At 73.9% G+C, this 24,193-nt stretch carries 22 protein-coding genes; 14 read left to right on the top strand and 8 right to left on the bottom strand.

Annotated features, from left to right (window positions below):
- Window positions 1-81: 81 nt before the first annotated feature.
- Together hmgA and ACZ4TV_RS13240 are read left to right on the top strand one after the other, a co-directional pair.
- On the top strand, window positions 82-1,422 hold the full coding sequence (hmgA, locus tag ACZ4TV_RS13245; protein WP_468133874.1) for a homogentisate 1,2-dioxygenase: 1,341 nt from the start codon (window positions 82-84) through the stop codon (window positions 1,420-1,422).
- 63 nt (window positions 1,423-1,485) lie between these two features.
- Complete coding sequence (locus tag ACZ4TV_RS13240) at window positions 1,486-2,235, top strand: GntR family transcriptional regulator (RefSeq protein WP_468133872.1); 750 nt, start codon at window positions 1,486-1,488, stop codon at window positions 2,233-2,235.
- Window positions 2,236-2,241: 6 nt separating this feature from the next.
- Here the strand turns inward: ACZ4TV_RS13240 and ACZ4TV_RS13235 are convergent, their stop codons facing one another.
- Window positions 2,242-2,406 carry a hypothetical protein gene (locus ACZ4TV_RS13235; protein ID WP_468133870.1) on the bottom strand — a complete coding sequence of 55 codons (165 nt, stop codon included), beginning with the start codon at window positions 2,404-2,406 and terminating at the stop codon, window positions 2,242-2,244.
- A gap of 141 nt (window positions 2,407-2,547) precedes the next feature.
- Between ACZ4TV_RS13235 and ACZ4TV_RS13230 the strand changes: the two genes are divergently transcribed.
- Window positions 2,548-3,672 (top strand): type ISP restriction/modification enzyme, encoded by a 1,125-nt coding sequence (locus ACZ4TV_RS13230; protein WP_468134111.1) that lies wholly within the window; start codon window positions 2,548-2,550, stop codon window positions 3,670-3,672.
- Window positions 3,673-3,722: 50 nt separating this feature from the next.
- Here ACZ4TV_RS13230 and ACZ4TV_RS13225 read toward each other — a convergent pair whose 3' ends face one another.
- Entirely contained in the window at window positions 3,723-4,448 is a 726-nt protein-coding gene (locus ACZ4TV_RS13225) for a TetR/AcrR family transcriptional regulator (protein ID WP_468133868.1), read from the bottom strand.
- 73 nt (window positions 4,449-4,521) lie between these two features.
- On the opposite strand from ACZ4TV_RS13225, the gene ACZ4TV_RS13220 reads away from it, so the two are divergent.
- From ACZ4TV_RS13220 to ACZ4TV_RS13210, 3 genes are all read left to right on the top strand, one after another.
- Window positions 4,522-5,550 (top strand): ATP-binding cassette domain-containing protein, encoded by a 1,029-nt coding sequence (locus ACZ4TV_RS13220; protein ID WP_468133865.1) that lies wholly within the window; start codon window positions 4,522-4,524, stop codon window positions 5,548-5,550.
- The gene (locus tag ACZ4TV_RS13215; RefSeq protein ID WP_468133863.1) at window positions 5,547-6,335 is read left to right on the top strand and encodes an ABC transporter permease; all 789 of its coding nucleotides are present in this window, start codon (window positions 5,547-5,549) and stop codon (window positions 6,333-6,335) included. Before ACZ4TV_RS13220 ends, ACZ4TV_RS13215 begins: the two co-directional genes overlap by 4 nt.
- 125 nt (window positions 6,336-6,460) lie before the next feature.
- Window positions 6,461-7,678: a CaiB/BaiF CoA transferase family protein gene (locus tag ACZ4TV_RS13210; RefSeq protein WP_468133861.1), complete on the top strand. Its 1,218-nt coding sequence runs from the start codon at window positions 6,461-6,463 to the stop codon at window positions 7,676-7,678.
- Between the two features lie 51 nt (window positions 7,679-7,729).
- On the opposite strand, the gene ACZ4TV_RS13205 is transcribed toward ACZ4TV_RS13210, so the two are convergent.
- The gene (locus ACZ4TV_RS13205; RefSeq protein WP_468133859.1) at window positions 7,730-7,999 is read right to left on the bottom strand and encodes a hypothetical protein; all 270 of its coding nucleotides are present in this window, start codon (window positions 7,997-7,999) and stop codon (window positions 7,730-7,732) included.
- Window positions 8,000-8,373: 374 nt separating this feature from the next.
- Here ACZ4TV_RS13205 and ACZ4TV_RS13200 point away from each other — a divergent pair, with 374 nt between their 5' ends.
- Window positions 8,374-9,999 carry a serine/threonine-protein kinase gene (locus tag ACZ4TV_RS13200; protein ID WP_468134109.1) on the top strand — a complete coding sequence of 542 codons (1,626 nt, stop codon included), beginning with the start codon at window positions 8,374-8,376 and terminating at the stop codon, window positions 9,997-9,999.
- 32 nt (window positions 10,000-10,031) lie between these two features.
- Here ACZ4TV_RS13200 and ACZ4TV_RS13195 read toward each other — a convergent pair whose 3' ends face one another.
- A complete protein-coding gene (locus tag ACZ4TV_RS13195) occupies window positions 10,032-10,835 on the bottom strand; it encodes an SGNH/GDSL hydrolase family protein (protein ID WP_468134107.1) in 804 nt (267 codons plus the stop codon).
- Window positions 10,836-11,040: 205 nt separating this feature from the next.
- Between ACZ4TV_RS13195 and ACZ4TV_RS13190 the strand changes: the two genes are divergently transcribed.
- Window positions 11,041-12,138: a DUF5925 domain-containing protein gene (locus ACZ4TV_RS13190; protein WP_468133857.1), complete on the top strand. Its 1,098-nt coding sequence runs from the start codon at window positions 11,041-11,043 to the stop codon at window positions 12,136-12,138.
- Between the two features lie 111 nt (window positions 12,139-12,249).
- Here the strand turns inward: ACZ4TV_RS13190 and ACZ4TV_RS13185 are convergent, their stop codons facing one another.
- The gene (locus ACZ4TV_RS13185) at window positions 12,250-12,639 is read right to left on the bottom strand and encodes a GntR family transcriptional regulator (protein WP_468133855.1); all 390 of its coding nucleotides are present in this window, start codon (window positions 12,637-12,639) and stop codon (window positions 12,250-12,252) included.
- Between the two features lie 71 nt (window positions 12,640-12,710).
- Here ACZ4TV_RS13185 and ACZ4TV_RS13180 point away from each other — a divergent pair, with 71 nt between their 5' ends.
- The 3 genes from ACZ4TV_RS13180 (at window position 12,711) to ACZ4TV_RS13170 (ending at window position 15,362) form a co-directional block, all read left to right on the top strand.
- Complete coding sequence (locus ACZ4TV_RS13180; RefSeq protein WP_468133853.1) at window positions 12,711-13,652, top strand: GNAT family N-acetyltransferase; 942 nt, start codon at window positions 12,711-12,713, stop codon at window positions 13,650-13,652.
- Window positions 13,649-14,131, top strand: a complete 483-nt coding sequence (locus ACZ4TV_RS13175; protein WP_468133851.1) for a ribonuclease FAU-1 family protein — start codon at window positions 13,649-13,651, stop codon at window positions 14,129-14,131. Before ACZ4TV_RS13180 ends, ACZ4TV_RS13175 begins: the two co-directional genes overlap by 4 nt.
- Before the next feature lie 208 nt (window positions 14,132-14,339).
- Entirely contained in the window at window positions 14,340-15,362 is a 1,023-nt protein-coding gene (locus ACZ4TV_RS13170; RefSeq protein ID WP_468133849.1) for a lytic polysaccharide monooxygenase auxiliary activity family 9 protein, read from the top strand.
- A gap of 37 nt (window positions 15,363-15,399) precedes the next feature.
- Here the strand turns inward: ACZ4TV_RS13170 and ACZ4TV_RS13165 are convergent, their stop codons facing one another.
- The 3 genes from ACZ4TV_RS13165 to ACZ4TV_RS13155 all read right to left on the bottom strand — a co-directional run bounded on the left by ACZ4TV_RS13165 (window position 15,400) and on the right by ACZ4TV_RS13155 (window position 21,296).
- Entirely contained in the window at window positions 15,400-16,260 is an 861-nt protein-coding gene (locus tag ACZ4TV_RS13165) for an esterase/lipase family protein (protein WP_468133847.1), read from the bottom strand.
- 171 nt (window positions 16,261-16,431) lie between these two features.
- On the bottom strand, window positions 16,432-17,448 hold the full coding sequence (locus ACZ4TV_RS13160) for a DinB/UmuC family translesion DNA polymerase (protein WP_468134105.1): 1,017 nt from the start codon (window positions 17,446-17,448) through the stop codon (window positions 16,432-16,434).
- A 185-nt stretch (window positions 17,449-17,633) separates the two neighbouring features.
- On the bottom strand, window positions 17,634-21,296 hold the full coding sequence (locus ACZ4TV_RS13155) for a DNA polymerase III subunit alpha (RefSeq protein WP_468133845.1): 3,663 nt from the start codon (window positions 21,294-21,296) through the stop codon (window positions 17,634-17,636).
- Between the two features lie 193 nt (window positions 21,297-21,489).
- On the opposite strand from ACZ4TV_RS13155, the gene ACZ4TV_RS13150 reads away from it, so the two are divergent.
- From ACZ4TV_RS13150 to ACZ4TV_RS13140, 3 genes are all read left to right on the top strand, one after another.
- The gene (locus ACZ4TV_RS13150) at window positions 21,490-22,605 is read left to right on the top strand and encodes a DUF3533 domain-containing protein (protein ID WP_468133843.1); all 1,116 of its coding nucleotides are present in this window, start codon (window positions 21,490-21,492) and stop codon (window positions 22,603-22,605) included.
- Between the two features lie 269 nt (window positions 22,606-22,874).
- Window positions 22,875-23,777, top strand: a complete 903-nt coding sequence (locus ACZ4TV_RS13145; protein WP_468133841.1) for an alpha/beta fold hydrolase — start codon at window positions 22,875-22,877, stop codon at window positions 23,775-23,777.
- 232 nt (window positions 23,778-24,009) lie between these two features.
- Window positions 24,010-24,174, top strand: a complete 165-nt coding sequence (locus ACZ4TV_RS13140; RefSeq protein ID WP_468133839.1) for an FxSxx-COOH cyclophane-containing RiPP peptide — start codon at window positions 24,010-24,012, stop codon at window positions 24,172-24,174.
- Window positions 24,175-24,193: the final 19 nt, after the last annotated feature.

Here is a 24,193-nt window from a genome sequence, read left to right as displayed (position 1 = left end):
CGGACCTGCGCCCCGTTGACGCGCGGGCCGCGGAATCCTACTGTCGACCATAGGATTCCTTCGACGGAGCGGGAGCAGCACATGAGCGAGCAGGCCGGCGGCAGCGAACAGGCCAGGAAGACGGCGGAGGCACTGGAGTACCTCACCGGCTTCGGCAACGAGCACAGCTCGGAGGCCGTCCCCGGCGCCCTGCCGCTCGGCCGGAACTCGCCCCAGCGCGCCCCCCTCGGCCTCTACGCCGAGCAGCTCAGCGGCAGCGCCTTCACCGAGCCCCGCAGCCACAACCGCCGTTCCTGGCTCTACCGGATCCGCCCCTCGGCCGCGCACCCGCCGTTCACCCGGATCGACAACGGGGCCCTGCGCACCGCGCCCTTCACCGAGGTCCCGGCGGACCCGAACCGGCTCCGCTGGAACCCGCTGCCCGACCCGGCCCCCGCCACCGACTTCCTGGCCGGCCTGTGGACCCTCGGCGGCAACGGCGACGCGTCCCAGCGCACCGGCATGGCCATCCACCTCTACGCCGCCAACTCGTCCATGACGGACCGGGTGTTCAGCGACTCCGACGGCGAGCTGCTGATCGTGCCCGAGCGCGGCGGACTGCTCCTGCGCACCGAACTGGGCCTGCTCGCCGCCCGGCCGGGCGAGGTGGCCCTCATCCCGCGCGGCGTCCGCTTCCGCGTCGAGCTGCTGGACACCGGCGAAGCCCCCGCCCGCGGCTACGTCTGCGAGAACTACGGCCAGCCCTTCGAGCTGCCCGGCCTGGGCCCGATCGGCGCCAACGGCCTCGCCGCCGCACGGGACTTCCAGGCCCCGGTGGCCGCGTACGAGGACAGCGAGCGCCCGACCGAGGTGATCAACAAGTTCTGCGGGAACCTCTGGTCGGCGACCTACGACCACTCCCCGCTCGACGTGGTCGCCTGGCACGGCACCCACGTCCCCTACGTCTACGACCTGCGCCGTTTCAACGTCCTGGGCTCGATCAGCTACGACCACCCCGACCCGTCGATCTTCACGGTCCTGACCTCGCCCTCCGACACCCCGGGCCTGGCGGGCGTGGACTTCGTGGTCTTCGCCCCGCGCTGGCTGGTCGGCGAGGACACCTTCCGCCCGCCCTACTTCCACCGCAACGTGATGAGCGAGTACATGGGCCTGATCGAGGGCGCCTACGACGCCAAGGCCGAGGGCTTCGTCCCCGGCGGCGGCTCGCTCCACAACATGATGTCCGCCCACGGCCCCGACCGGGAGACCTTCGACCGGGCGAGTGCCGCCGAGCTGAAGCCGCAGAAGATCGACGACGGCCTGGCCTTCATGTTCGAGACCCGCTGGCCGGTCACCGCCACCGCCCAGGCGGCCGGCGCCGATCACCTCCAGCGCGGCTACGACGACGTGTGGCAGGGTCTGCAGCGCCACTTCCGTCCCTGACCCGCGCTGCATACGCTGCATGCGCCGCACGTCACCCCTGTCCAGCCGTTCGGAGATCCACCCGTGACCGCCTTCGCTCCCGACTCGCTGGTACTCAACCGGAAGCTGCCGCTCTGGTATCAGGTGTCGCAGTCACTGCGCGCCTCGATACTGGGGCGCACCCCGGACGCCTCGCTGCGCCTGCCCACCGAGGAGCAGCTCGCCGAGCACTACGGGGTGAGTGTGCTGACCATGCGGCAGGCGCTCAAGGAGCTGGAGGGCGAGGGCCTGATCAGCCGGCACCGGCGGCGCGGCACCTTCATCGAGCCGGGCGCCCTGCGCAGCGCCCCCGTCCGGCTGCTGGGCTCGGTCGACGCGATCGTGGCCCAGCAGTCGGGCGACCGCACGACGATCCTCGGCCACGGGCGGACCGCCGTGTCCGGGGAGCTGCTGGAGCACTTCCCGGACACGCCCGAGGTGGTCACGTACCGGCGGCTGCGCCACGACCGCGAGAACGGCGAGCCGACGAACTGGGTGGAGAACGCGGTCCTCCCGGAGTTCGCCGGGGCGGTCGACCTCGCCGATCTCGAACGCTGGCCGATGACGAAGGTGCTGCGGGACGTCGTGGGGGTGCGCATCAGCCGGATCACGGACACGGTGGAGGCCCGGCTCGCCGACCCGGAGACGGCCGAGCTGCTCCAGGTCCCGCTGCTCAGCCCGATCCTGCACTACACGGGCGTCACGTACGACGAGGACGGCCGGGTGGTGGACGTGGCACGGATCCGCTACCGCGGCGACCGGTTCTCCTTCACCGTGACGGTCGACGCGCACTGACCGGCGTCACTTCTTCTCGTCGTCCTCCTTGGTGCGCTCACCCTCCGCCTGGGACGGTGTGGTCCGCGTCGTCTGCGGGTGCCGCTCCTTGCGCTGCTTCTCGTCCATGTCCTCGTCGAGGCGCTCGCCCTCGGCCTGCGAGGGAGTCGAGTATTCGTCGTACTGGCTCATGACCGTTTCCTCTCTTCGGTCGATACCGTACGTATGCGCACATAAGGAGCGTAGCTCTTCGGCCTGGACGCAGCCCGCCCACCGGATGCCGTCGCTACCATCGGCGGCGTGAGCGAAGACGTACCGCTGCTGGACGATCTGATGCCCTGGGCCGTGGGCGGCCTGCGCCTGGGCCGGGACTGGGTGGTCGCACCCGATCCGGCGGCACTGCGCGCCCGCTGGTCCGCCCTGACCGGCTCCGAAGGGGCCGAGCGGGAGCGGCTGTTCCGCCCGAGCCGCAGCCGCACGCCCGCTGCCGGCGCGGCCGCGCTGCCCGGCCAGCGCTCGGCGGCCACGACCCGTTTCGCCGACGATCCCGGCCCCTGCCCCGATCCCGTACGGGTGCTGCGCGAGCCCTTCGACGAGCAGTGGCTGCTGCCCGACCAGCGGCTCATCGACATGGCCCGCCCGGAGCTGTGGCGGGTCCGGGACGAGCACCAGCTGTTCCTCGTCGAGATCCCGGAGCCGCTGGTCAGCGCGCACCTCCCGGCCGGCCGGCTCGGGCGGATCCGCCCGCTGCACCGGCGCCCCGGCGGCGCCGAGCCGAATCTCGCCCCCGGCCTGCTGACCCTGCTCGGCGAGCGCTACGGCGGCTGGGTCACGCCCGAGGACGTCCTGTGCTGGATCCTCGTGGCGGGCCGCCCGGGGCCGGGGGGGTACGAGGTCCCGCTCGCCGCCGACTCCGCGCGCTGGCGGGGCGGCCTGGAGCTCGGGCACCGCCTGCTCGGCGTCCAGCTGCGCGGGGCGCGCGGCGGTGAGCCGCCCCGGCTGCCCGGCGGGCGCCGCCCGTACGTCCGCTCGGCGGTCGGGGCGTGGCCGCACGGGCTCTCGTACGACGCCGGGAGCGAGACGCTGAGCCTCGGGAGCGGGACCGTCTCCCCCGTGCCGGCCGGGGCCTGGGAGTACGAGGCCCAGGGCGCGCGGGTGCTGGAGGCCTGGTTCGCCGCGCGCACCGCGCACCGCGGCCCGGGCGCCGAGGGGCTGGAGGCGCTGGGTCCGGCCGAGTGGCCGCAGAGCTGGACCTCGGAGCTGCTCGCGCTGGTGACCACCTTGGCGCTGCTGGCCGATCTGGCCCCGGAGCGGGCCGCGTTCGAGCCCGGTCCGGGCCTGTCGACGGAGGGGCTGCGCGCGGCCGGGGTGCTGCCGCCGCCGGGCTGGGCCCGGCGCCCCGCCTCGGTGCTGGACCACCAGGAGGAGGGCCCGGGCGGGCAGTTCGCGCTCCTCTGAAGGCCTGACGAGGAGCGGGCCCGTGAGCAACGGCCGCACGAAGAGCGGCCCTACGGAGCCCACGCCCCCAGCAGCCGGGACACCGAGCGGTCGAAGACCGCGTCCATGTCCAGACCCGTACCGGGGACCGGGCCACCGCCCGCCAGGGCCGCCGCCAGCCTCGGATACCGCCCGGTGGCCAGGCAGGACCCGAGCCAGGCCGCCCGTACGCCCTGCTCCTCCTCCTCGCTCCAGGGCAGCGACCGGGCCCGTTCGGCCAGCGCCAGCTCACCCCCCACGTACGTGGCGACCGTGCCGTTGATCGCGGCGACGAGCTCCAGCTTCTCGGCGTCCGCCACCTCCAGCGGCGCCAGGCAGTCCAGGCTGTGCTCCAGGTAGCGCAGGGCGTTCGGGCTGAAGCCGTAGACCGGGGTCAGCAGGCCCGGCAGCCACGGGTGGCGGTGCATCAGCGCCCGCGTCTGGCGGGCCAGCGCCAGCAGGTCGGCCTGCCAGTCACCGGTCGGCGGGGGGAACTCGTACTCCCCGCTGACCGCGTCGACCATCAGCTCGTACAGGTCCTCCTTGCGCGGTACGTAGTTGTAGAGGGACATCGTCCCCGCGCCGATCCCGGCCGCCACGCGCCGCATGGAGACGGCCTCGATCCCCTCCGCGTCGGCGATCTTCACCGCCTCGGACGCGATCGACTCGCGGCTGTGCGCGGGCCTGGGGCCGCGGCCGGCCCGCTGGGGGCGGGACCAGATCACTTCGGGTTCAGCGGGTCGCCCGCCGGCTGTCATCGCTCAGATCACCTCGTCGTCTCGCCACCATCTTAGTTACGTACACCGTACGTAGTGAGGTACGGTGTCGCACATGACTACTACGTACGCTGTACTTAGTGAGCGGCTGGAGAAGAGTTACGGGGAGGTCCATGCCCTGCGCGGCCTCGACCTCGCCGTCCCCGAGGGCACGGTCTGCGGCCTCCTCGGCCCCAACGGCGCGGGCAAGACCACCGCCGTCCGCATCCTGACCACGCTCACCGCACCCACCGGGGGCCGCGCCCTCGTCGCCGGCCACGACGTCACCCGCGAGCCCGCCGCCGTCCGCCGCGCCATCGGTGTCACCGGCCAGTACGCCTCCGTCGACGGGGACCTGACCGGCCGCGAGAACCTCCGGCTCTTCGCCCGGCTCGCCGGACTGCGCGGCTCCGCGGGCCGGGCCCGCGCCGACGAGCTGCTGGAGCGCTTCGGGCTCGGGGAGGCCGCCGACCGGATGGCCTCCACCTGGTCCGGCGGCATGAGGCGGCGCCTGGACCTGGCCGCCGGGCTGATCACCCGCCCCCGGGTGCTGTTCCTCGACGAGCCCACCACCGGCCTGGACCCGGCGGCCCGCGAGCAGATCTGGACGGCGGTACGCGCGCTCGCCCACGAGGGCACCACGGTGCTGCTCACCACCCAGTACCTGGAGGAGGCCGACCGGCTCGCCGACGACATCGTGGTCATCGACAGCGGCCGGGCCGCGGCCACCGGCACCCCGGCCGAACTCAAGTCCCGGATCGGCGCCTACGCCGAGGTCGCCGTCACCGCCCGCGGGGCACTCGCGGGCGCCGCCGTGGTCCTCGACCAGCTCACCGGCGGCCGGCCCGTGGTCGACGAGGAGCGGCTGACCGTCGGCGCGACCGTCCTCGACGCCGGCCTGACCCTGCCCCGGATCATCCGGGAGCTCGACACCGCCGGGGTCCCGGTCACGGACGCGAGCCTGCGCCCGCCCACCCTCGACGAGGTGTTCCTGCGCCTCACCCGGGTCCGCACCGCCACGGAACAGCCCCCGTACACGGAACACTCCACACACTCCACGCACTCCACACACTCCACCGGGAACGAAAAGGAGCACGCGGCATGAGCACCCTGCTGTCCGACGGCGGGGCCGTCCTCACCCGCCAGCTCCAGAAGGCCCGGCACGCCCCGGCGCTGCTGATCCTGACCCAGACCATGCCGATCACCATGCTGCTGTTCTTCGGCTACGTCTTCGGCAGCGCCCTCGCCATGCCGGGTGCCGAGTACCGCGAGTTCCTGGTCCCGGGGCTGCTCGCCGCCACCGCCGCGAACGGCCTGATGACCGGCATGTTCACGGCCGCGCAGGACGCGCACCGCGGGGTGATGGACCGTTTCCGGACCCTGCCGATGAGCCGCACCGCCGTCCCGCTCGGGCAGACGGCGGCCGACCTGCTCACCACGGGCGTATCGATGGTGCCGCTGATGCTGGTGGGGCTGGCGATGGGCTGGCGGATCGAGAACGGTCTGCCCGGCGCGCTGGGGGCCCTGGGCCTGCTGTTGCTGTTCCGCTTCGCCACCGCGTGGGTGGGCACGTACCTCGGGCTGCTGAGCAGGAGCGAGGAGGCGGCGGGCCAGCTCGGCAGCGCCACCTTCGTCCTGCCGATGCTGTCGAGCGCGTACCTGCCGACCGCCGGGCTGCCCGGGTGGCTGCGCGCGGTCGCCGAGTGGAACCCGATCAGCGCCGTCGCCACCGCCGTGCGCGAGCTGTGCGGGAACGCCGGAGCGGGGGCCGGGACGGGCGCCGCCTGGCCCGCCGCGCACCCGGTCGCCGGGGCCCTCCTGTGGTCGCTCGTACTGCTCGCGCTCTTCGTGCCGCTGGCCACGCGCCGGTTCGCGCGCGGCCTGGGCTGAGCGGACGTCGTTGACTACGCCGACTCCGCCGACTCCGCCGACTCGGCTCACTCCGCCGATTCTGCCGGGCCGTTCTCCCGCCCCCTAGTGACAAAGCGGGGTGGGAGCAGGTAGGCACGCCTGTCATGAGCACCGACACCGACACGCACCAGCCCGACCCCCTCCCCCTCGCCGGCATCACCGTCGTCGCCGTCGAACAGGCCGTCTCGGCCCCCTTCGCCACCCGCCAGCTCGCCGATCTCGGCGCCCGGGTGATCAAGGTCGAGCGCCCCGACGGCGGCGACTTCGCCCGTGCCTACGACACCGCCGCGCAGGGCCTCGCCTCGCACTTCGTCTGGGCGAACCGGGGCAAGGAGTCGCTCGCGCTCGACCTGAAGGACGCGCGCGGCCGCGAGGTGCTGCACGGCCTGCTGGCCGGCGCCGACGTCTTCGTGCAGAACCTGGCGCAGGGAGCCGCCGCCCGGCTCGGGCTCGACTCGGCCGCGCTGTGCGCGCGTTACCCGCGGCTGGTGGCCGTGGACGTCTCCGGCTACGGCGCCGAGGGCCCGTACGCCCACAAGCGCGCCTACGACATGCTCGTGCAGTGCGAGGCGGGGCTGGTGTCGGTGACCGGCACCCCGGAGCAGCCCGTCAAGGCGGGGATCCCGGCGGCGGACATCGCGGCGGCCATGTACGCCTTCTCGGGGGTCCTGGCCGCGCTGCTGCGCCGCGGGGTCACCGGGCGCGGGGGCAGGGTGGAGGTGTCCATGCTGGACGCGCTCGCCGAATGGATGGGGCACCCGCTGCACCACACGATGCACGGCGGGGAGCAGCCCGTACGCACCGGTCTCGCGCACGCGGTGATCGCGCCCTACGACGCCTATCCGACGGCCGACGGGGACCGCGTGCTGCTGTCGGTGCAGAACGACCGGGAGTGGCGTCGGCTGGCACAACAGGTGCTGGAACAGCCTGAGTTGGCAGAGGACCCGGCGTACGCGACGAACAGGGCGCGCACCGGGAACCGGGAGAAGACCGACGCGGTGGTGGCGCAGGCACTGGGCCGGCTGGGCGCGGACGAGGCGATCGAGCGGCTGGAGGCGGCGGGCATCGCCTGCGCGCGGCTGAACTCGGTGGCCCAACTGGCCGGGCATCCGCAGCTGGCGGCCCGGGACCGCTGGCGGGAGGTGGGGTCACCGGCCGGTCCGCTGCGGGCCCTGCTGCCGCCGATCGGGCTGCCGGGCGGCGCGGCACCGCACATGGGTGCGGTGCCCGCGCTGGGCGAACACACCGAGTCCCTGCTGCGCGCCCTGGGGATGGCGGGCGCGCAGATCTCGGAACTGCGCCGGGACGGTGTGATCGCGTAGGGGCCGGGAGGCCGGAGGCCCAGAAGGCGAACGGCCGCGGTACGGGGACGGTTACGAACGGCGGCTGCCGAAGAGCGTGCGACGCAGGCGGCGCAGCGGCGCGAAGAGCGAGACGCGCGCGCTCCGGCTCCGCAGACGGTGCGTGTGGTCGCGGGAGGTGAGCTCGCGCATCAGCAGCGTCGCCTCGGCGGTCTCCCGGCGCGGGACGGCAGGTCCGCCCAGCACGGCGAGATGGCGGTCGAGGCGCGAGCTGGTCGCACTGCTGCCGCAGGTGATGGCAGGCACGCGAGGCGGCCTGCTGCGCATTGCTATCTGTTCCATGTTCTCTCCCCACCCGTACGAGGGCACCCGGCCCGGGCAGGTTAACCCTATCGCCCCGGCGTCGCGCTCGGGTATCCCGGTGGTGTGAATTACCCCTGTGGCGACGGGGAGTTGACGGTTACTCAGCGGAGTCGACCGTCACTCTCCGCACAGAGATCACGCTGTGGAAGGCCTCCATCCGAGCCGCGTCACGAGAGGGGCCACTTGGCCCACACTGCGCTAACTTGGAGTGATCACCTGATGACACATCGGCGCACGGGATCACACAGGGGGCGCGCGTGAGTGGGAACGAGGCCGGCGCTGATGGGGAATCGGGCTCCGATCGTGTCGTCGCGGGCCGCTACCGGCTGCTCGAACCGATCGGACGCGGCGGGATGGGCGTCGTGTGGCGGGCCCGGGACGAGGTGCTGGCCCGCGACGTCGCCGTCAAGGAGGTACGGGCGCCGGCCGGGCTGGAGCCCGCCGAACTGCGGCGGATGTACCGGCGGCTGGAGCGGGAGGCCTGGGCGGCGGCCAGGGTCGCGCACCGCGGGGTCGTCACGGTCTACGACGTGGCCTCCGACGGCGGGCGGCCCTGGATCGTGATGGAGCTGGTGCGCGGGCTGTCCCTGGCCGACGTACTGGAGGCGGAGGGGCCGATGACCCCGCAGCGCGCCGCGCACATCGGGGAGCAGGTCCTGGCCGCGCTGCGCTCCGCGCACGACTCCGGGGTGCTGCACCGGGACGTGAAACCGGGCAACGTGCTGATCGCCAACGACGGCCGGGTGGTGCTCAGCGACTTCGGGATCGCGACCCTGGAGGGCTCTTCGGCGATCACCATGACCGGCGAGGTGGTCGGCTCGCCCGAATTCCTGGCGCCCGAGCGGGCGTTGGGGCGTGAGCCGGGCCCGGAGTCGGACCTGTGGTCGCTCGGGGTCATGCTCTACGCCGCCGTCGAGGGCGTCTCGCCGTTCCGGCGGGCCACTGCGCTGGACACCCTGCGGGCCGTGGTGGACGGAGAGTTGCCGCCGCCGCACCGGGCCGGGCCGTTGGAGCCCGTACTGGAGGGACTGCTGCGCAAGGACCCGGCCGAGCGGCTGTCCGCGGCGGAGGCGGCCCGGATGCTACGGGTGGTGGGCGCGGGCGGGGCCGTACGGGCCTCCGGCGGGCCGGTGTCGGGACCGGCGGCGGGGTTCGCGGCGGGGGCGGCGGTGGGGCCGGACACGCCGACGGCCACCGCGCGGCACCCGCAGGGGGGCCGGCAGGAGGGCGCGCAGGGGGCACCGTACGGGCAGCCCACGCCGCCGCTGCCCGCACCCGGGCCGGTGGCCGGCCCGAGCCGGGCCGGGCTGGTGCTGACCATCGGGGTCGTGGTGCTGCTGCTGGCCCTGGCCGCGCTGGGGTGGCTGCTGCTGAAGGACCGCGACAAGACGAACGGCGGCGGGGGCGGCGCTCCTACGGGCTCGGCCGGCCCCGCGCGGACCGTCACCACGACGCCCTCGGCGACCCCGTCCACCCCGGTTTCGTCCTCGGCCCCCACCTCGGCCGGCGCTGGACAGCGCCTCGCGGTCCACGTCGACACCGTGCGCTCCACGTACAGCGGCAGCTGCCCGCCGCCCGCCGGGCGGGCGCCCGCATTCACCGCGACCGTCGAGGTGGAGCGCACCCCGGTCGTGCTGGAGTACCGCTGGGCCACGCGGAGCGGGCGTACCTCCGGTCCCGACTGGCAGTCCGTCACCTACGAGGAGGGCGGCCCGAGGAGCCGGCGGCTGGAGCACAGCGAGCTCACGCACGTGCCGGACGCGACCTTCGGCGACGCGGTCCGGCTGGAGGTGCGGGGGCCCGCGGAGGTGGCCACGCAGTGGGTGACCACCTCCGTGACGTGCGAGAAGGAGACCCCGACGGGCGGGGCCACCTCCCCTGGCGCGAGTGCGTCACCGCCCTCGCCGACGGCGAGTGCTCCGGGGACCCCCGCGGCCGAGCAGCCCGAGCAGTCGGGGCAGACGGAGCAGTCGGGGTAGCCGGATCAGGCGGATCAGGTGGATCAGGCGGATCAGGCCGCGTTGGTGAAGACCGGCAGGTAGCCGCCGGACTGTCCGCCGGCCGTCGGGTGGTACGACTCGCCGATGTTCAGCCAGTTGACGCTGTGCAGCCACGCGCTGCCGGAGCAGATCTCGTGGCCCGTAAAGGCACCGACGACCGAGGCGTAGGCGAAGCCGTGGTCGGCGGCGCGTTTGGCGATGGCGGCGTTGAGGTGGTCGGCGGCGCCGTTGATGGCGGCGCGTTCGCCTTCGGTCAGGCCGGTGGTGCAGGTGCCGTTCAGCTTGTAGAAGCGGGGATAGCCGATGACGACGACACGGGCGGCGGGCGACCGGCTGTCGATGGCGTTGTAGACCTGGTCGAGCTGACCGGGAAGGGTGGAGTCCACGTAGGCCTTGGCCTGGTTCACGCGGCTGATGCAGGTGGATTCGGACTGGAGCACACAGGTCGTCATGACGTCGGAGAATCCGGCATCGTTGCCGCCGACGGTGATGCTGACCAGGTCGGTGCCGGAGTTGAGCGGGCCGAGCTGGTTGGCGAGGACATCGCCCGTGCGAGCGCCCGAGCAGGCGGTGAAGGAGAAGGTCTGGGGGGAGTGGGCGGCGGCCCAGAGGGCCGGGTAGGCGCGGGCGGTGCGTTTGCAGTTGCCGCTCGCGCTGTCGTAGTTGCCGGCGCCGACGCCGGAGGAGTACGAGTCACCGAGGGCGACGTAGCCGAAGTCGGCCTGGGCGGCGGCCGCCTGGCCGGCGCCGAACAGGGTGGCGCCCGCGGCGAGTAACAGCGAGGAGGTCAGGGCAGCGAAGCGCGACAGTCTCATGCTCATGTGTGCGGCTCCTTGTGGGGGTTACTCCTGAGTCCGTGGTACAAGCAGCCGCCGCTGGCTGGAAGTGTCCATGCCAAGAATGTTCAGAGCAGAGTCGCGGGCCGAATCTTCACTCCCCATGCGTTTGAAGAGGGAACTGGGCACCCGATCCGGCGAAACACGGGTGCACGGGGGCACGGTGTGCCGGATCATGGGCGCCATGCCAGCCAACCCGCATGACGCGCTGCCGATCCGGCTCAACGTCGACGACAGCGATTCGCCGTCGGACGTCGTCGACGCGTTGTTCCTCGGCCGGTTCGCCTCCGGTGAACAGCCGTACTCGCACAGCGTGTCGATCGATCGGGTCAAGGCGGCGGCGACCCTCCTGCCGCCGGAGGCCACCGTGTTGCGCTCGGCGCGCGACAGCGACCGCAGCGCCACCCTCGCCGAGGGCGAGGGCTGGACCATGCTCGTCTCGCGCTGGAGCCGGGGCGCGGACGTCACCGTGACGGCGGTCAGCGACGAACTGGCCTCCAGCGTGCTCGGCAAGGCCACGGAGGGGGTGCAGGACGAGCCCGAACCGCAGCCGGAGAACGTGACGATGGGCTTCTGGTACGTCTCCCCGCGCCGCGGCCCGTACCGGACGACCCGCCAGATCGCGGCCGGGACGTGGGCGGAGGTGCGGGCCAACTACACCGCGCCGGTGGCAGGGGCGATGGACCGGCTGATGAAGGTGACCCCGGACGACATCGCGGGCCGGCTGCTCCTGCTGCACGGCCCGCCGGGCACGGGCAAGACCTCGGCCCTGCGCACGCTGGCCCGGTCCTGGCGGGACTGGTGCCAGGTGGACTGCGTCCTGGACCCGGAGCGGCTGTTCAACGACGTGGGCTACCTGATGGACATCGCGATCGGGGAGGACGAGGGCACGGCGAAGGGCCGGTGGCGGCTGCTGCTGCTGGAGGACTGCGACGAGCTGATCCGCGGCGAGGCCCGGCACACGGCGGGCCAGGCCCTGTCCCGCCTGCTCAACCTGACGGACGGTCTGCTGGGCCAGGGCCGCAACGTCCTGGTGGGCGTCACGACGAACGAGGACCTGGAACGCCTGCACCCGGCGGTGGTCCGCCCCGGGCGCTGCCTGGCCCGCATCGAGGTCGGCCGGCTGACGCACCGGGAGGCGGTGGACTGGCTGGGCACCGATGAGGGCGTCTCCCGCGAGGGCGCCAGCCTGGCGGAGCTCTTCGCCCTGCGGCGCGGCACGGGCCCGGCGGCCGTCCTGCCCCCGCAGCCGCACTCCCCGGAGGCGGGCCTCTACCTCTAGCCTTCAGCCCCGCCGGCGTTTGAGGCGCGGGGGTTCGGGGGCGGAGCCCCCGCAACGGCGCCGCACGGCGAAGCTCGGGGCGGAGCCCCGGCGGGAGGCGGCCGCGGAGGGCTACTTGGCGGCGTACCGGGCCCGGAGGGCGTCGGTGGCGGCGGCCAGCGCCTCGGCCTCCGTCAGCCCCAGCCGGTGCGCCCGTTCCGCGTACGCCTGCGCGGCGGAGGCGGCCTCGCGGGACGCCGCGTCCCCCGCCGCAGCGACGAAGGTCCCGTGCCGGCCCCGCGTCTCGATCACCCCGTCCGCCTCCAGCGCCCGGTACGCCTTCGCGACGGTGTTGGCGGCCAGCCCCAGCTCCTCCGCCAGCCCACGTACCGTCGGCAGTTTGAAGCCCGCCGGCAGCTTCCCCGACCGGGCCCGGTCGGCGATCTGCGCGCGCAGTTGTTCGTACGGGGCGGCCGAGCCGGCCGAGCCGTTGAGGGTGATCTTCAGATTCGTCGAGGTCACGGGGGTGATTGTCCCCCATCGCGGGTTAATTGGGAGGCGTGGGGCACGCGGGCGCCCGTAGCGTCTGCGGCATGACCGTTCTGATCCGCGACCTCCGCCCGAACGACCCTTCGGACGCGGAGGCCGTCGTGCGGGTACGTCGCGCGGCCCTGCCCTTCATGATCACCACCATCCGGGGCGTGGCCTTCGAGCTCTCCTCCGCCCACCCCGCGAAGCACTACCGCCTCCTCGTCGCCGAGACCGCCGACGGCCGCGTCATCGGCACCGCCCAGGTCGGCATCGCCCACGACAGCCCGGAGCCCGGTCAGTCGTACGTGAACGCCTACGTCGACCCCGCCCACCGCGGCCTCGGCGCCGGCCGTCTCCTGCTCCGCGCCGCCGAGGAGCACCTCGCCGCGCGGGGCGCGGTGGACGCGTACGCCTGGGTCCTCGACGAGCCCGCCCCTCGCGCCTTCGCCGAGCGGCGCGGCTACCGCCCCAGCCGCTCCGCGCACTTCCTGCGCCTGGACCTGGCGGCGGCCACGCTGCCCGCGCTCCCGCAGTCCCTCCCGGCCGGGGTCGAGCTGCGGCCCGGCTCCGCCTTCGCCGCCGACCCGCGTCCGCTCTTCGAGGCCGACGCGGAGACGACCGCCGACGAACCGGGCGACGTGGCCTGCGATTTCGACGACTACGAGGACTGGCTCGCGCACACCTGGAACAGCCCTTCCCTCGACAAGGAGCTGACCACCGTCGTGCTGGTCGACGGCGCGGTGGCCGCCTTCACCGCCGCCCAGACCGACGGCGCCACCCGCTACGCCTCGGCGATGACCGGCACCATGCGCGCCTTGCGCGGCCGGGGCCTGGCCAAGCTCGCCAAGACGGCGTCCCTGCACCGGGCCCGCGCCGCCGGGTACACCGAGGCCTTCACCGGCAACGACGCCGGCAACGGCCCGATGCTCGCCATCAACGAGTGGTTCGGATACGAGATCTGCGCGACCGAGACGCGCTACACGAAGAGACTGGAGAGAGCGTGACCGAGCAGCTGACCGTCGTCCTGACCAAGGCCGGCCGGACCAAGATCCGCTATCCGGCGGCGCAGGTCGCCGACGACGGCGACCGGATCTCCGTGCGCGCCCCCTGGGCGGCCGAGGGCGTACGGGACTTCGGCTTCGTCCGCTTCGAGCCGGGCGACGTCTTCGTCGAGCACTTCTGGCGGACGCGCTGGTACGCCGTCAAGGAGGTGTGGACCGGCGACGGTGTCCTCAAGGGCTGGTACTGCGACGTCACGCGCCCGGCGCTGGTGCGGAGCGGGGAGATCCTCGTGGAGGACCTGGACCTCGACCTGTGGGTCTCGGCGGACGGGACCTCCGTACTGCGGCTGGACGAGGACGAGTTCGCCGCGAGCGGGCTCGCCACGAGCGACCCGGAGGCGGCCGCCCAGGCCGTGCGCGCCCTCGACGCGCTGGACGACCAGGCCCGCTCGGCGGCCGGCCTGGGCGCGCTCCTCGCGTAAGCGGCGGGGTTGTCTGTGCGCTCGCTTAGGGCCGCCTTAAGAGGACCCTAAGGATCCGCTCCGGGGGCCCGGACGTGGCGAAACCCGTGGTCGGGGCGGCTAGCTTGGCTGAGCCAGCGGGGGGCCGGAAACGGCGCCGCCGGGGGGCGGCGCCGCACCGCCCTGTCCGCTGGCTCACCTCTGCCGTGTGCCCGAAGGAGATCCACCCATGCCCGCACGCCGCCGTACCGTGACGCTGACCGGTATCGCCTCCGCCGGCCTCGCCCCGCTCGCGATCGCCGCGTACGCCGCCGCTCCCGCGGCCGCCCACGGGTCGATGACGGACCCGGTCAGCCGGGTGGCGGCGTGCTACGCGGAGGGTCCGGAGTCCCCGCGGTCGGCGGCGTGCAAGGCGGCGGTCGGGGCGAGCGGGTCGCAGGCGTTCTACGACTGGAACGCGGTGAACATCGCCAACGCGGCGGGGAACCACCGGGCGTTGATCCCGAACGGCCAGCTCTGCTCCGCCGGCAACGACAAGTACCTGGGTCTGGACCTGGCCCGCGCCGACTGGCCGGCCAGTCCGATGTCCGCCGGCGCGCACACCTTCCGCTACAAGGGCACCGCCCCGCACAGGGGTTCCTTCGAGCTGTACGTGACGAAGGACGGCTACGACCCGACGAAGCCGCTGAAGTGGTCCGACCTGGAGCCGGAGCCGTTCGCGAAGGCCACCGACCCTGGCATGCAGAACGGCGACTACGTCTTCTCCGGGACCGTCCCGAACAAGTCCGGCCGCCACCTGATCTACAGCATCTGGCAGCGCTCGGACAGCCCCGAGGCCTTCTACACCTGCTCGGACGTGGTCTTCGGCAAGGACAACGGGGGTGGCTCCGGCGCCGCCGCCGGCGGAACGGGCACCACCAAGCCCAGCGCCAAGCCGAGCGCGAAGCCCAGTACGGGTACCGCCCCCTCGGCCCCGACGGACCAGCAGATCGCCGACGGCGCCGACAAGTCCACGGTGGAGCACAACGGCCACGGCGACAACGACCCGAAGACGAACGGCAGCACGGCCGCGCCGACGGCCATCACCACCGCCACCGCGCCGGCCCCGCAGAACCACAACCTCGCGGAGACCGGCGGCAGCGGCGCCACCCCGACGATCGCGATCGCCGGGGCCGGCGCCCTGGCCGTCGGCGCGGCCGTGCTGTTCGGACTGGCCCGCCGCCGTGTGACGACGGGCCGCCGCGGACGCTAGGACACGCCCGGGTCACGTCCCGGACCGCCTGTGCCGGTCAGTCGAAGACCGACGCGCAGGTGGTCCGTTCGGCGTGGGCCGGGTCGAGGGCGTTGAGCGCCTCGTGCCAGGCGATCCGGTCGGTGAGCCCGATGGCGACGTGCTCGGAGAAGTCCAGGACGCACAGGTCCTGGAGGACGACGTTGCGTACGTTCGGCCCGTCCAGGAAGGCGCTCCGGTACGGCGTCACCACCTCGTCGTACTTGGTCGCGATCACCGTGTAGGTGACCCCGGGCACGGTGTCCCCGCCCTCGTTCAGCTTCTGCTGGAAGGCGGATCCGGCGATCTGGTCGGCGAGCCCCGGGGTCGCGGCGCTGATCAGGTCCGCGGCCCCGGGGAAGTAGGGCAGGAGCTTGGTGAATCCGAGCAGGTCGGTGCCGTGGTTGTCGGGGGCGAGTCCGACCAGCGCGTTGACCTTGTCGGCGCCGCCGAGGAACTTCAGGTAGTAGCGCGGCATCATGCCGCCCTGTGAGTGCCCGATGATGTCGGTCTCGGCGGAGCCGGTGGCGGCGAGCACCTTGTCGACGAAGACGTCGAGCTGTTCGGCGGACTTGTCGATGGGCCCGAGCCCGTGGAAGAAGGGCACGCCGGGCAGTTGACCGTAGTCGAGCGAGTAGACGCAGTACCCGCGGTGCACGAGGTACGGCGCGAGGCCGAGCCAGTTGTCGACGGAGTTGCCGAAGGTGCCGTGCACGAGGACGACGGGGCGCGGATGCGCGGCGGACGGCTTGCAGGACCAGTTGTTCCAGCCGCTGCTGGGGGCGGACGCGGCCTGCGCGGCGCCGGTGGGGGCGACGAGTGCGGCGGCGGTGAGGGTGAGGACGGCCAGCGGGCGGAGCAGGCGTCTCCAGGGCAGCATCGTGTGATCTCCTTGCGGGTCGGCTCAAGGGGATGAGGCGTGGGGGTTCGTCCCGTGATCCGGATCACATGGGGGAGCTGCTGCCGCTAAATTACGGGTGAGTAGCAACACAGGGAAGTTACGCGTCGGTAAAAACTCGCGCGTCGTCCGATCCCGGCGTCCGACTCCCCGTCAGGCGGCCAGCGTGCCGCGGCCGATGGCGTGCGGTCCGAAGCGCGCCCGGACCCGGTCGGTGACGGCCTCCAGGCGGCGGGCCTTCTCGTCCGCGGGGTCGAGACTGAGCTGCCGCGCGGCCCGCTCGGCCGAGGTCAGGTCCTCGGCCCGCAGGGACAGCGCGCGCACCCGGGCCCGTTGCAGGCCGAGGCCCTCGTACAGGACGTAGGCCGCGGCGGTCAGGGCGGCCGAGTGCGCGGTGGGTTCGGCCAGGGTGCGGGTCCGCGTGAGCGTGGTGCGGTCGGCGCAGCGGACGGTGAGCGAGAGGGCGCGGCAGACCTGCCCCTGGCCCTGACCCTGTTCTTGGCCCTGTTCTTGGCCCTGTTCTTGTGTACGAAGCTTCGCGCCGAGCTCCTCCGTCAGCGAGAGCAGAGCCCGCCGGTGCCGTACGGGATCCAGCTCGTCCCGGTCGAAGAGCCGCTCGGCGGCGATGCTGCGGGCGGCGGCGCCGGGCCGGACGGGGGTCCGGTCGATCCCGAGGGCGCGCTCGTGCACCTCGCGGCCGAGCCGGGCGCCGAGGATCCGCCGCAGGGCGGCGGGCGGGGCGGCGGCGACCCGGCCGACGGAGTCGAGGCCGTAGGAGCACAGGGTGCGGGCGGCCTTGGGGCCGACCCCGTCGAGGATGGTGACGGGCTTGGCGGCCAGGAAGTCCCGTACGGCGGCGGGCTCCTCGGGGATCACCAGGGTCGCCCCGGGCCGGGCCTCGCGGGCAGCCGCCCGGGCCAGCATGGGGTTGCCGGCCACGCCGACGGCGGCGTCCACGCCGTACAGGGCGAGGGCCCGGACCCGGATCACGGCGGCCAGCCGGCCGGCGTCCCAGCCGAAGTACCGCAGCGCGCCCCGGACATCGGCGAGGGCCGCGTCGGGCGGAAGGGCCTGCACGGCCGGGGTGATCCCGCCGAGCAGCGCGAGCACCCCGGCGTACGCGTCCGCCCCGAGCACCCCGCCGTCGGCCGGGTGCAGCCGCAGGCACATCACGGCCCGGCCTGTCGCCGCCCGCGGGGAAGCCGGGGAAGCCGGGGAAGCCGGGGAAGACTCGGATGCGGCCGGGTCGGGCAGCCCGGGTCCGGGGGCCGGCCCCCACAGGCCGCCGGCGCCGCCGGCTCCCGCGGCTGCGGCCGCGCCGAATCCGCCCCGCGCACCTGTACCCCGGCCGGAGGTCATCCCGCGCTCCCCGGGCTGGAGTGCCACAGCTTGCGGCCGGTCGCGGGGCCGGTGCCCGGCGGCTGGAGGTCGGCCCAGGGGTTCATCTCGTACCCCGTGGGCATGCGGATCGTGCGCCCGGGTCCCCGCTCGCCCGCCGCGACTGCGCCGTCGGCCGCGCCGGCGCCGCCGTCACCCTCACCGCCGTCACCCTCACCCTCACCGTCACCACCGCCGGAGGCGGCCAGGCGGGCCGCGACCGCGTCCAGGCCGCCCGCCGCCCGCAGTTCCACCAGCTCGGCCAGGTTCCACGCCGCTGCCCCGACCACGCTCAGGCTCTGCGGGCCCCGCCGCTGCACGACGCCCCGTACCAGCAGCAGGAAGGAGTGGAAGACGGTGTGCGCGCACCGTTCGTGGCTGTCGTCGAAGAAGGCCAGGTCGACCAGGCCCGTCCCGTCGTCCAGCGTCGTGAAGATGACCCGCTTCCCGGACCGGATCGGCGGGGTCTGGGTGGCCGCCTTGGCTCCCGCGACCAGGACCGTCTGCCCGTGCCCGGCATCGCGCAGCCGCCGCGCCGGGACGACTCCCAGCTCGGCCAGGAAGGCGTGGTGGTCCGCCATCAGGTGCCGCGAGGCGTCCATGCCGAGGACTCCCAGCTCGGCGCTGAGCCGTTCCGCTTCGGTCAGGTCGGGCAGCCCGACGCAGGCCGTGGACCGACCGCCTTCCAGGGGGAGTTGAGGCCCGCGCACCCCCGCCGCCCGCTGCGCGCCGTGCAGTTCCGCCAAGTGCAGCAGCAGATCACGCCGGTTGGTGCCGAAGGCGTCCAACGCCCCGACCTGAGCCAGCCGTTCGGCGACCGGGCGCCCCGGGTGCGCCCGGTCCCAGAAGTCGCGCAGGGAGGCGTACGGCTGTCCGGCCTCGATCCGGCCGGCCTCCGTCTTGCTGATGCCGTGCACGTCGGACAGGCCGAGGCGCAGTCCCCACACCGCCCGGGAGGCGTCGGACACCAGTTCGATCCGGTGGGCGACCGCCGACCGGTTCACGTCCAGCGGCAGCACCGGCACGCCCCGCCGCCGCGCGTCCGCCAGCAGCAGCCGCTTCGGGTACATCCCCGGATCGTGGGTCAGCAACCCGGCGTAGAAGGCCGCCGGGTGGTGCGCCTTCAGCCACGCCGACTGGTACGTGGGCACCGCGAAGGCCACCGCGTGCGCCTTGCAGAAGCCGTACGAGCCGAAGGCCTCCACGATCTCCCAGGTCCGGGCGATCACCTCCACCGGATAGCCGCGCTCGGCCGCCTTCGCCGCGAACCAGACCTTGATCCGCGCCTGCGACTGCGGATCGGACAGCCCGCGCCGCACGCGGTCCGCCTCGTCCCGCCCGCAGCCGGTCATGACGTGCACGATCTCGATGATCTGCTCGTGGAAGACCACCACCCCGTACGTCTCGCGCAGCGTTTCCGCCAGGTCCGGGTGCGGGAAGCGGACCGGCGCCCGCCCGTGCCGGGCCGCGATGAAGGGCCGCACCATGTCGGCGGCCACCGGTCCCGGCCGGAACAGCGAGATGTCGACGACCAGGTCGTGGAAGGTCGACGGCTGCAGCCGCCCGACCAGGTCCCGCTGGCCCGGGGACTCGATCTGGAAGCAGCCCAGCGTCTCGGCCGAGCGGATCAGTTCGTACGTGGCCCCGTCGCCCGGCGGTACCTGCGCCGGGTCGTCCAGGTCGAGCTCCTGCCCCGTACCGCGCCGGATCTCCGCGACCGCGTGCGCCATCGCGGACTGCATCCGCACGCCCAGCACGTCCAGCTTGAGCAGCCCGAGCTCCTCCACGTCGTCCTTGTCGAACTGGGACATGGGGAAGCCCTCGCCGCTGGTGGGAACCACCGGCGTACGGGCGAGCAGGGTGGCGTCGGAGAGCAGCACCCCGCACGGGTGCATGGCGATCCCGCGCGGCAGCGCGTCCAGCGATTCGACGAGCTCCCACAGCCGGCCGTGCGACTCCTCCCGTACGCCGCGCAGTTCCGGCAGTTCTTCCAGCGCCGCGCGGGCGTCGCGGGCCCGGATGTGCGGGAAGGCCTTGGCGAGCCGGTCGGTGACGGCCGGGTCCATGGACAGGGCGGCGCCGGCGTCGCGGATGGCGTGCCGGACCCGGTAGGTCTCGGGCATGGAGACGGTGGCGACGCGCTCGGCGCCGAACCGGTCGATGATCCGCCGGTAGACCTCCAGGCGGCGGGCGGACTCCACGTCGATGTCGATGTCGGGCAGGACGCGCCGGCGCTTGGACAGGAAGCGCTCCATCAGCAGGCCGTGCGCGACGGGGTCGGCGTGCGCGATGCCGAGCAGGTGGTTGACGAGGGAGCCGGCGCCGGAGCCGCGGGCGGTCACCCGGATGCCCATCTCCCGGACGTCGTCCACGACTTGGGCGACCGTCAGGAAGTACGAGGCGAATCCGTGGTAGGCGATGATGTCGAGCTCGTGGTGCATCCGCTCCCAGTACGCCGGGTCGTCCGCGTAGCCGCGCAGCACCATGCCCGCCGAGGCCCGGGAGGCGAGGACCCGCTGGGCGCTGCGGTGCGCCGCGCCGACGAGCCGGGCCTCGGGGAAGTGCACGGAGCCCATGCCGAGGTCGTCCTCGGGGTCCACCGCGCAGGCCTCGGCGGTACGCCGGGTCTCCGCGAGCAGGCCGCGCGCGTCAGCGGGGCGCAGGCCGGCCGCCCGGGCGATCCGGTCGGCGGCCTCGGCCATGGCGGCGGGCGCCTTGAGCCAGCGTTCGCCGGTGTCGAGGGGTCCCCGGGGGTCGATGGGGACCAGGCGGCGGGCCGCGTCGAGGACGTCGGCGACCGGGCCCTGGCCGGGGTCGGCGTAGCGGACGGCGTTCGTGAGCACGGCCCGGACGCCCTGTTCGGCGGCGAAGCCGACGGTACGGGCGGCCAGCCGCAGGGAGCCGGGTCCGGTGCCGGTGCGGCCGTGGTGGACGGCCTCCAGCCGCAGGGAATCGCCGTAGATCTCCCGCCAGGGCGCGAGCAGCCGGGCGGCCCGGTCGGGACGTCCCGCGGCGAGCGCCCGCCCCACCTCGGAGCCGGGCCCGAGCAGGACGATGACGCCCTCCCCGCGCAGGGCGCTCCAGGGAACGAGCGGGACCTCGGCGGCCTCCGCGTGGGCGGCGGTGACCATCCGGCACAGCTCGGCCCACCCGGCGGCCCCGTCGCGGGCCAGGAAGACGGCCCGCGGGGCGGACTCGTCCAGGAAGGCCCCGCCCTTGACGGGGGTGCGCCGCCGGTAGGAGGCCTCGCCGTTCCCGGAGCCGCCCGGCGCACGCGTGGAGCGCGAGAGCACCGCACGGTCGCCCGCCCGGTCACCCGCCCGGTCACCCGCGCGGTCGCCCGCCCGCACGCCGCCCGCGCCGGCCCCGGTCGAGCCCCCCGACCCGGCCGGGCCCGCCGCGGGCGACCCGGCGGGCGACCCCGCGGGCGATACGGCCATGTCCACTCCGAACAGCGGCCGGATCCCCGCCTTCGCGCACGCCCTCGCGAACCGCACCGTGCCCGCCAGGGTGTCGCGGTCGGTCAGGGCGAGGGCGTCCATGCCCCGCTCGGCGGCACGCTCCGCCAGCTGTTCCGGGTGCGAGCCTCCGTAGCGCATGGAGAACCCCGAAACGGTGTGCAGATGCGTAAAACCAGGCACCCGCGGCCTCCTGCTTCGCTCGTAGTCCCCACACGCTCTTCTTCACCTCCCCCCGCTCTCCACCATAGAGCAAATCGAATGCCCGTGCGAAACACTTGTTCGACCCTCTCGTGCGCTCCGCCGCACTTCAGAGGGTCATCCGTTCGGTCCACCCCTGCTGCGCCCTGCCCCCGGTACGCCGAGCGTGTGAAACATGACCCAGCACACCGAGAGCCCCGCCGCAGGCCCGTCCGAAGGGTTCCTCGCCGAGATCAAGGACGCCGTGACCACCCGGGCCGCCCTGCTGGTCCTGGGGGTGCTGGCCCTCCAGCTCGCCTTCGTCACCTCGTACATCGGGGCCTTCCACCATCCGAAGCCCAGCGAGATCCCGATCGCCGTGGCCGCCCCCCTCGCACCGGCGGCCGAACAGTCCGCGAGGCAGCTCGGCGCCCTGCCCGGCAAGCCGCTCGACCCGCGCGTGGTCAAGGACGAGGCCGAGGCGCTCGACCAGGTCAGGAACCGGGACGTCGACGGCGCGCTGATCATCGACCCGGCCGGCACGACCGACCGGCTGCTGGTCGCCTCCGGCGCCGGGGCCTCGCTGTCCCAGGCCCTGGAAGAGATCATGGGCCGCGCCGAGAAGGCCCGGGGGCGCAGCCTGCTGGTCACCGACGTGGCCCCGGCCGACGAGGGCGACAGTCGCGGCCTGAGCTCCTTCTACCTGGTCGTCGGCTGGTGCGTGGGCGGCTACCTGTGCGCCGCCATCCTCGCCATCAGCGCCGGCGCCCGGCCGGCGAACCCGGCCCGCGCCGTCATCCGGCTCGGCGCGCTGCTCGCGTACTCGATCGCCGCCGGGCTGCTCGGCACGGTCATCGCGGGCCCGGTCCTCGGCGCGCTGCCCGGCGGCATCATGGGCCTGTGGGGGCTGGGCACCCTGGTCGTCTTCGCGGTCGGCGCGATCACCCTCGCCTTCCAGGGGCTGGCGGGCGTGGTCGGCATCGGCCTCGCGATCCTGCTGGTGGTGGTGTTCGGCAACCCGAGCGCCGGCGGCGCCTACCCGTACCCCCTGCTGCCGCCGTTCTGGCAGGCCATCGGCCCCGCCCTGCCGCCGGGCGCCGGTACGTACGCCGCGCGCTCCCTCTCCTACTTCAAGGGGAACGGCGCGGGCGGGCCGATGCTGGTGCTGGCCGCCTGGGCGGTGGCCGGCTCGGCGGTCACGGTGGCCTGCGCGGTGTTCCGCAAGGGCCGGCCGGGGGCCGCCGTGGGCAGCGGGCTCCCCGACGCGCCCTCCGTACCCCGCTTCGCGGGCGAGGGAAGCGACACCCGGTGAACGCCCGGACAGCGCGGCGCGGACCGCACCCGGGCCCTGGAGCGGGCCCGCTCGGCGGCCGGCCCTTTCCTGGCGGTCGAACGGCCGTTCACACGCGTTCACGCCCCCAGGCCACCGTCTTGACCTGGGCACACGGGGAAGGGCCAAAGACCCCTGGGCCCTCGTGAAAGCCCTCACGAGAAGTGCGCGCGAAGTGCGCCCTACCGCGCTCCTCCCCCAGCGAGCACAATCGCCGTGACGACCCGCATCGAACGTGAAGGAGGGAGCGCGTGCGCCATCAGGTGCGCACAGCGGACGGGCGCGCTCTGACCGTGGAGCGCTGGGGCGATCCCGACGGCAAGCCCGTCTTCCTGCTCCACGGCATGCCGGGCAGCCGCTTGGGCCCGGCCCCCCGGGGCATGGTCCTCTACCAGCGCCGGATGCAGCTCATCGCCTACGACAGACCCGGCTACGGCGGCTCCGACCGCCACCCGGGCCGCACCGTCGCCGACGTGGCCCAGGACGTGGCCGCCGTCGCCGACGCCCTCGGACTGGACACCTTCGCGGTGGCCGGCCGCTCCGGCGGCGCCGCCGGAGCCCTCGCCTGCGCCGCCCTGCTCCCGGACCGGGTCACCCGTACCGCGGCGATGGTCGGCCTGGCCCCGCGGGACGCGGAGGACCTGGACTGGTTCGCCGGGATGGCCGCGTCGAACGTGCAGGAGTACACCACCGCCTCCGCCGACCCGGAGGAGCTGGCGGCCCGGCTGATCCCGCGCGCCGACGGCATCCGCAAGGACCCCGGACGGCTGCTGGACGAACTGCGCCGGGAGCTGACCGACAACGACCGCATGATCGTCGCGGACGCCGGCCTGCGGTCGATGCTGCTGCGCAACTACCGTGAAGGGCTGCGCCATTCGGCCTACGGCTGGATCGACGACGTCCTCGCCTTCAGTCGCCCCTGGGGCTTCGACCCGGCCGACATCCGCTGCCCGGTGCTGATCTGGCACGGGGAGCTCGACGTGTTCTCCCCCGTGGGCCACTCCCGCTGGCTGGCCCGCCGCATCCCGGGTGCCACCACCACGATCGAGCCGGCCGCCGCGCACTTCGCGGCCCTGCGCGCGCTGCCCGACGTACTGAACTGGCTGCTGCGCGACGCGCCCGCGCCCGGACTCAGCGAACAGCAGCCCGCGTAGCCGCCCCCGCCACCCCGGGTTCCGGCGCGCCGGGAGAAATGGATCTTGCCGTCCGGCGAACGGCGGAACGGGCCACCTCGGGAAATACGCCGCGCTTGCTATAGAACGGTTGACCAGGCGTCATGTCTCGGTTGCCAATGGGGTGTGGCCGAGTAAAGTCCACGCTTGACGGCAGCGCGTCGCTGTTGTCATTCACATGCCCATTCCACATGGCTCCCCCAAGGACGGTGTCGTGAACACTTCCGCAACCCCCGCGACCAGCACGGTCAAGGCCCGCCGGGTCCCGCTCACCAAGATCGACGTCCACACCGCGTCCGCGGCCACGACGCTCGGTCGCGTGCTGCCGGCCGAATCGGGTCGCATGGTTCAGGCACCCATCTTCAACTCCGCGCTCTGACACCGAAGTAAGCGCTCTA

This window comes from Streptomyces sp. NPDC028910 (assembly GCF_055564955.1).
This window is presented reverse-complemented; position numbering and strand designations above follow the sequence as displayed.

What these genes read in the sequence shown, in the direction of transcription:
- hmgA (WP_468133874.1), top strand. Translation starts at nt 82, where the DNA reads ATGAGCGAGCAGGCCGGCGGCAGCGAACAGGCCAGGAAGACGGCGGAG.
- ACZ4TV_RS13235 (WP_468133870.1), bottom strand. Translation starts at nt 2,406, where the DNA reads ATGAGCCAGTACGACGAATACTCGACTCCCTCGCAGGCCGAGGGCGAG.
- ACZ4TV_RS13230 (WP_468134111.1), top strand. Translation starts at nt 2,548, where the DNA reads ATGCCCTGGGCCGTGGGCGGCCTGCGCCTGGGCCGGGACTGGGTGGTC.
- ACZ4TV_RS13225 (WP_468133868.1), bottom strand. Translation starts at nt 4,448, where the DNA reads ATGACAGCCGGCGGGCGACCCGCTGAACCCGAAGTGATCTGGTCCCGC.
- ACZ4TV_RS13220 (WP_468133865.1), top strand. Translation starts at nt 4,522, where the DNA reads ATGACTACTACGTACGCTGTACTTAGTGAGCGGCTGGAGAAGAGTTAC.
- ACZ4TV_RS13215 (WP_468133863.1), top strand. Translation starts at nt 5,547, where the DNA reads ATGAGCACCCTGCTGTCCGACGGCGGGGCCGTCCTCACCCGCCAGCTC.
- ACZ4TV_RS13210 (WP_468133861.1), top strand. Translation starts at nt 6,461, where the DNA reads ATGAGCACCGACACCGACACGCACCAGCCCGACCCCCTCCCCCTCGCC.
- ACZ4TV_RS13205 (WP_468133859.1), bottom strand. Translation starts at nt 7,999, where the DNA reads ATGGAACAGATAGCAATGCGCAGCAGGCCGCCTCGCGTGCCTGCCATC.
- ACZ4TV_RS13200 (WP_468134109.1), top strand. Translation starts at nt 8,374, where the DNA reads ATGGGCGTCGTGTGGCGGGCCCGGGACGAGGTGCTGGCCCGCGACGTC.
- ACZ4TV_RS13195 (WP_468134107.1), bottom strand. Translation starts at nt 10,835, where the DNA reads ATGAGACTGTCGCGCTTCGCTGCCCTGACCTCCTCGCTGTTACTCGCC.
- ACZ4TV_RS13190 (WP_468133857.1), top strand. Translation starts at nt 11,041, where the DNA reads ATGCCAGCCAACCCGCATGACGCGCTGCCGATCCGGCTCAACGTCGAC.
- ACZ4TV_RS13180 (WP_468133853.1), top strand. Translation starts at nt 12,711, where the DNA reads ATGACCGTTCTGATCCGCGACCTCCGCCCGAACGACCCTTCGGACGCG.
- ACZ4TV_RS13170 (WP_468133849.1), top strand. Translation starts at nt 14,340, where the DNA reads ATGCCCGCACGCCGCCGTACCGTGACGCTGACCGGTATCGCCTCCGCC.
- ACZ4TV_RS13165 (WP_468133847.1), bottom strand. Translation starts at nt 16,260, where the DNA reads ATGCTGCCCTGGAGACGCCTGCTCCGCCCGCTGGCCGTCCTCACCCTC.
- ACZ4TV_RS13160 (WP_468134105.1), bottom strand. Translation starts at nt 17,448, where the DNA reads ATGTGCCTGCGGCTGCACCCGGCCGACGGCGGGGTGCTCGGGGCGGAC.
- ACZ4TV_RS13150 (WP_468133843.1), top strand. Translation starts at nt 21,490, where the DNA reads ATGACCCAGCACACCGAGAGCCCCGCCGCAGGCCCGTCCGAAGGGTTC.